General features: G+C 62.7%; 5 protein-coding genes. 2 read left to right on the forward strand and 3 right to left on the reverse strand.

Going from position 1 to position 5,459, the window contains the following annotated elements:
* Positions 1–122 precede the first annotated feature (122 nt).
* Together H4N64_RS43670 and H4N64_RS43675 are read left to right on the forward strand one after the other, a co-directional pair.
* Positions 123–974: a helix-turn-helix domain-containing protein gene (locus tag H4N64_RS43670; RefSeq protein ID WP_186288185.1), complete on the forward strand. Its 852-nt coding sequence runs from the start codon at positions 123–125 to the stop codon at positions 972–974.
* Between the two features lie 4 nt (positions 975–978).
* Complete coding sequence (locus H4N64_RS43675) at positions 979–1,170, forward strand: DUF397 domain-containing protein (protein ID WP_186288186.1); 192 nt, start codon at positions 979–981, stop codon at positions 1,168–1,170.
* A gap of 17 nt (positions 1,171–1,187) precedes the next feature.
* Here the strand turns inward: H4N64_RS43675 and H4N64_RS43680 are convergent, their stop codons facing one another.
* The 3 genes from H4N64_RS43680 to H4N64_RS43685 form a co-directional block, all read right to left on the reverse strand.
* The gene (locus H4N64_RS43680) at positions 1,188–1,670 is read right to left on the reverse strand and encodes a hypothetical protein (protein WP_260860424.1); all 483 of its coding nucleotides are present in this window, start codon (positions 1,668–1,670) and stop codon (positions 1,188–1,190) included.
* On the reverse strand, positions 1,639–1,902 hold the full coding sequence (locus H4N64_RS46180) for a toxin C-terminal domain-containing protein (RefSeq protein WP_260860426.1): 264 nt from the start codon (positions 1,900–1,902) through the stop codon (positions 1,639–1,641). The genes H4N64_RS43680 and H4N64_RS46180 overlap by 32 nt, the downstream gene beginning before the upstream one ends.
* A 67-nt stretch (positions 1,903–1,969) precedes the next feature.
* A complete protein-coding gene (locus H4N64_RS43685) occupies positions 1,970–5,434 on the reverse strand; it encodes a DUF6531 domain-containing protein (protein WP_336246979.1) in 3,465 nt (1,154 codons plus the stop codon).
* Positions 5,435–5,459: the final 25 nt, after the last annotated feature.

Consider the following 5,459-nt stretch of genomic DNA (forward strand, 5'->3'; position numbering starts at 1 on the left):
CCGCAGGGCGTGCGTCGCATCACTGACGGTAAGTCCTAAATTTAGGACTCCGCAAGCCGTTGCCGTAATCTTGCGCCCGAACGAGTCGCTGCCTCCTGATAGTTGGAGGTGAGGAGGAAGCCATGCCCCGTCGGCCGCAGCCCACCGCACGCCAGGTCCGCCTGGGCGCCGAACTGCGCAAACTGCGTGAGGCCGCGGGCCTCAAGGCGCGGGAAGCTGCTGCGCTCCTTGGCGCCGACTCCGTCCAGATGAGCCAGATCGAGTCCGGCATCGCGGGCGTCAGCGAGACCCGCGTACGACGCCTCGCCGCGCACTACTCCTGCACGGACGAGGAGTTGATCGGCGCGCTGGTCACGATGGCCACCGATCGTACGAGTGGCTGGTGGGAGGAGTACCGGGATCACCTGCCCACCCCGTTCCTCGACCTGCCCGAGCTTGAGCACCACGCCAGCTATCGCTGGGACGTGGATTTCCTGCACGTTCCGGGCCTCCTTCAGACGGCGGACTACGCCCGCGGCCTCTTCACCTTCGTCAACCCAGAGTTCCCGGAGAGCGACGTGGAGCGCTGGGTGGAACACCGGATGAAGCGCAGGATCATCATCGAGCGCGCCGACCCGGTCCCGTACGAAGCGGTGATCCATGAGGCCGCCCTGCGCATCAGGGTCGGCGACCGGGCCGCGGCGCGGGCGCAACTCTGCCGCATCCTCGAACTCTCCGAGGTCGACCAAGTCGTCGTACGGGTCATCCCCTTCGAACTGGACGGCTTCGGTGGAGCCGGAAGCGCCATGGTCTATGCGGGTGGCCCGGTCCCCCAGCTGGACACCGTGGTGCGCGACAGCCCCAACGGCCCGGTCTTCGTCGACGCAGCAGCACAACTCAGCCGCTATCGAACGCTCTTCCGTAGGGTGGAGGCGGTGTCACTCGAACCCGAGCGTTCGCGTGACTTCATCCACCGCTTGACGAAGGAGCTGTGAGGGCGTGATCACCCCCTGCACCTGGACGAAGTCATCGTTCTCCGGCGGCGGCCAGGGCGATGCCTGCGTGGAGATAGCAAACCTGCACACGCGAATCGCGATACGCGACTCCAAGGACCGCTCCCGCGCGCCCCTCTCCTTCCCCACCGACGCCTTCACCACCTTCATCACGAGCATCAAGGCAGACACCCGGTAGCGCACAGGTGCCGCAGATCAAGACTGCACCGAGTTGAGAAACTCCCTGACCTCATCGATGGTCGTCTGCCACTCAGAAATCTCGTGCCCATCTTCGTCAACCGTGGATCGCGGTTCCACAAAGCGCCAAGGTTCGTCGGTATCGAAATCTCCTTCGAGCTCTTCGAGGAAAATGATCGAGTTCTGAACGTAGACGATTTCCCCGGACCTGTACAGGGGCCAACAGAAGATGAAGTTGCTACTTGCTGGATTCGTGATGGATGAAATGAGACACGACGTAGCAACTTCCTCACGCGCAAGAACCCTCAAAGCCCGGACCCAACTGGCCTGATACTGCTCGACACTCCAATAGGTCAGAGCCATCGGAAAATTCTCTTCGAAGTCCCGAACTACGATACGACCAATTGCGCTGCCGCCGGCCTCGATCTCGGCCAGCGACGGGACAGATACCACCCGTATGGAGAAGGTGTCACTTCTTGATGTAGTTGAGGTCTGCGTCATAGGTGCCAACCCTCTGCCCCTTCTTGTTGAACATCTTCCAGCCGTCAGAGACATTATGGCCGTCCACGTCCGGCGTGATGTAGTTCTTTCCGTTGAAGAACACCTCTTGCCCGTGGGAGTCGAAGGGGGCCTTCTGGGGTGAAATCCGTCTCTTGTACCCGAGCTCTGCGGCCCTGTCTGCCGGAGTCGCGGCATAGCGTTCCTGGTCCGCTTCACGCCGCTTCTTGACCATATCTGGGTGATACGGGTCCTTCTCCAGTGCTGGAGACGGCGTATAGCCCTCAGGGAGGATCTCTTCATCATTGCAGGGAGCCAGACCGAGCGGGTCGGCCCAGGTATGGGTTGTGAACGTAGGTGACAGGATTCGGGGCAGGAGTGAGACCGAGCGGGTCGGGCGTGAGATAGCGAGCGGTTTCCGGGTCGTAGTGGCGGAAGTAATTGTAGTGAAGGCCGGTCTCGGGATCGTGATATTGACCCGGATAGCGGAGTGGAGTGTAAGCATCAGCCCCGCGGTTCCAAACAGTGCAGCCCCATAGCGTTGTGCGCGTGCGCCAGCCTATGTTGCCCTGTTCATCGACGAGTTCGGTAGGAGTACCGACGAGATCAGTGACGATGGCATAGAAGCGACGGTCAATCTCCTGTTGCGCCGTGTCGGCATCAACAGTTGTCTTACGTTCGGTCTGCGCCAAGGGGCGCAGACCATCGTGGTCCCACGTGAGCGTGATCGCTTCAGCCATGCCGGCGTGAAAAGCGGTCTGCTCACACAGACTGCTGCCGTCCCAGACGAAGTCCACCTGCTCGACCACGATTTCACTGCTCTCGGCCAGACGTTGTTTCGCTATGCGTCGGCCCAGCGGATCGTATCTGTAACGCCAGCGCGTGCCGTCAGGGGTGACAACAGCCGTGAGACGGTCCTCGGCGTCCCAGGTGTAACGCCAGGTGTCCGGCTTGCGGGACAGGCGGGACTTCTGACGCTGTGTGATGCGCCCCGCATCGTCGTGTTCATAGCGGATACCACCGGCGCTGCGGATGCGAGTCCCGACGTAGCTACGCGGACCGACAGCTTCCTGGCCCGGCATGCCGGCAGGCCAGGACGCCTGCGTCTGGTTACCGGCCGCGTCGTATGCGTACGTCTCCGTCCACCCTGCCGCGCGGACACTGGTGACCCGGCCTACGGCGTCCAGGTCGAAGTGGCGGGTTCTGCCGAGTTGATCGACAGTGCCGACGAGGTACCCATCCGCGCGGTATGTGTAGGTACGGCTTTGGATACGAGCGTCGTCCAGGCCGACGATTTCCTGTCGGCTCAGCCGGCCCATGGAGTCAAAGCCCTGTTCGAGCAGCAGATTCTCACCCAGGTGTCGGGACAGCTCCCGGCCCGCCCCGTCGTAAGTGAAGCTCAGGAGTCGACCGGAAGTAGCCAATGCGGCGCGGTTGCCCGCGGCGTCATACGACCAACTGCTCACAGCGCCGGACGGGGTGGCACGGCCCGTCCGACGCCCCAACGCATCGTAGGTGTAAGCCGTTGACCGGCCGTTGACGGTCTCCAGAATCACACGTCCCTCGCGGTCACGATCCAGGGTGAGTACCGCGTCGGCCCCGCGGGCCTCGACCAGATCGCCTGCCTCGTCATAGGCATACGTGGTCACTGTGCCCGCCGTGTCCTTCGACACCACACGCCCCAGCACATCACGCTCGTAACGGATCGTCTGACCATCAGGGGTAGTCCGGGCCGTCAGCCAGCCAGTTGCGTCATGGGCGTAGGCATGGGTGCGGTCATCGAAGTCGGTCTCCGCTATAAGGTGGCCGCTGCGGTCGTACTCGTAAGTCCATCTCATTCCGAGCGGATTGGTGACGCCACTCAGTCGCAGCTCTGCGTCGTAATCGAAGGTGTAGCGCGCGCCGTCCGGTTCTGTACGGGCGGCTAGCACATCAAAGTGCGTGTATTCAAAGGTGGTTACTCCGCCAACGGCATCGGTGTAACTCGTGCAGTTTCCCTGTCCGTCATAGGTCCACGACTCGGCGCTGCCGTCAGGTGACACACGGCGGGAGATCTTTCCTTCGGCCGTCCAACCCAGGTACGTCGTAGCTCCCACCGGATCAACGGCCTTGACCGGACGCCCGAAATCATCCCTCTCATAGCGGATAGTGCCACCCAACGGATCGGTGACCCTGATCGGCAGGCCCGCCCCATCGCACTCCACCTTCGCGATGTTGCCGAGTGGGTCGGTTATCGAGGTTCGGCGGCCGAAGTCATCGTAGGAGAACTGCGTGAGCGCCAATTCCGGACTGAGTGTGGTGAGGTGGTTGCCTCGATCGTCATAGGTGTAGCGCCAGATCGCACCACCGGGCTCCACGACTTCTACCGGTTGGCCCAGGCTGTTGTAGGCCATGACGGTCCGTGCGCCGTCAGCGTGCTGGACGATGATGACATTGCCGCTCACGTCCCAGGTGTAACGCGTCGTATGGCCCAGAGCATCAGTGCGAGCGAGCAACTGGTTGTAACTATCGAATGTGTGGCAGGTGGTGTTGCCCAGTGGGTCGATCTCTGCAACGACCAGGCACGCTTCATTGATGGCGAAGCGGGAGGAGGCACCACCAGCCGTGGTGACCTCAGTGATGCGGCAGTCGGCCCAGGCAGGATCGATGCCGTCGTATGTGAAGGTATTGGTGAGGTGTCCGGCCTCGCCGCCCTGCTCCACGCAACGGTCTTGCTGGTCGTACACGTAGTGGTAGCGAGAGTGATTCGTGTCCTCCCACGACGTGATGCGCAGACGTGAGTCGTAAGTGAACTGCAGCGGCTTGTCCGTGTAGTTGACTATCTGGACGAGATTCCCATCGTCGTAGCCATACCGCATGACCGTCTGATCCGAGCCCGAGCCGTCCTGAGCAACGCCTGCCAGGTTCAGAGCAGTGACGCGGTGCTCTTCGACAGTGAGTGTGAGGCAGTATCCGCCGGAGTGGCGTATTGCAACGGGCGTGCCCTCGGAGTCGTACTCGAAAGTGATCGTGTTGTGGTTGCGGTCAGAAATCCGGTCCAACAGCGCCAAGCCGTGGGTGGGTGACGCGAATTCACGACTGCGCCCATTGCTCGGGTCCGTGACGCGGTACCCGCCCTGGTCCAGACGCACCAGCGGCCAACGTGGACCCGAGTCCGGCAGCACCGTGTCGCCCGGCCCTTCCGGATGCGGATACGTGAGCAGCATGCCGTCCTCGGTGACGAACACGATGCCGCGCTCGTCCATCTCAAGGCGCTGGTCAATCGTGGAAGCCCAGCTGGGGCCGAACCACCAGCCGCTGTGGTACCCCGAGGACACTCGGCGGGTGAAGACAAGAGGGAGCACTCCGGGCAGAGTAATGTCGGCCTGCTCCATGTACATGAAGCCGGTCGCCGGATCGACCGGGTCACCACAGCCCTTGATCTTGCTCTTCACGCGGTCGTACGCACCCTTGGCGCCGTCCGCGAGGGCGGTGCGGGCGTTCTTGCCCAGGCCACGCAAAGCGAGCCCCATATTCTTCAGGCCACCCTTGATCCCCTTCACAGCGGCCACGCCGCCCTTCAATCCCTTGGCAAGGCCACCGAGGGTGGTGAGCCCCTTCATGCCGGGTATGCAGTCCAGCGCGGCCAACCCCACGTCCCACAGAGACGCCCGGCCTTGGGAGTACTTGTAGAGGGTGTCCGCAAGGACGACGAGCGCGGCCACAAGGACGATCGCGGCGAGGATCGGCCCACCGATGATCATCGCGATGACGCCGACGACGGCCACGACGACCTTGCATACGGCGACGATG

The sequence above is a fragment of the Streptomyces cupreus genome (assembly GCF_014257025.1).
Taxonomy (GTDB): Bacteria; Actinomycetota; Actinomycetes; order Streptomycetales; family Streptomycetaceae; genus Streptomyces; species Streptomyces cupreus.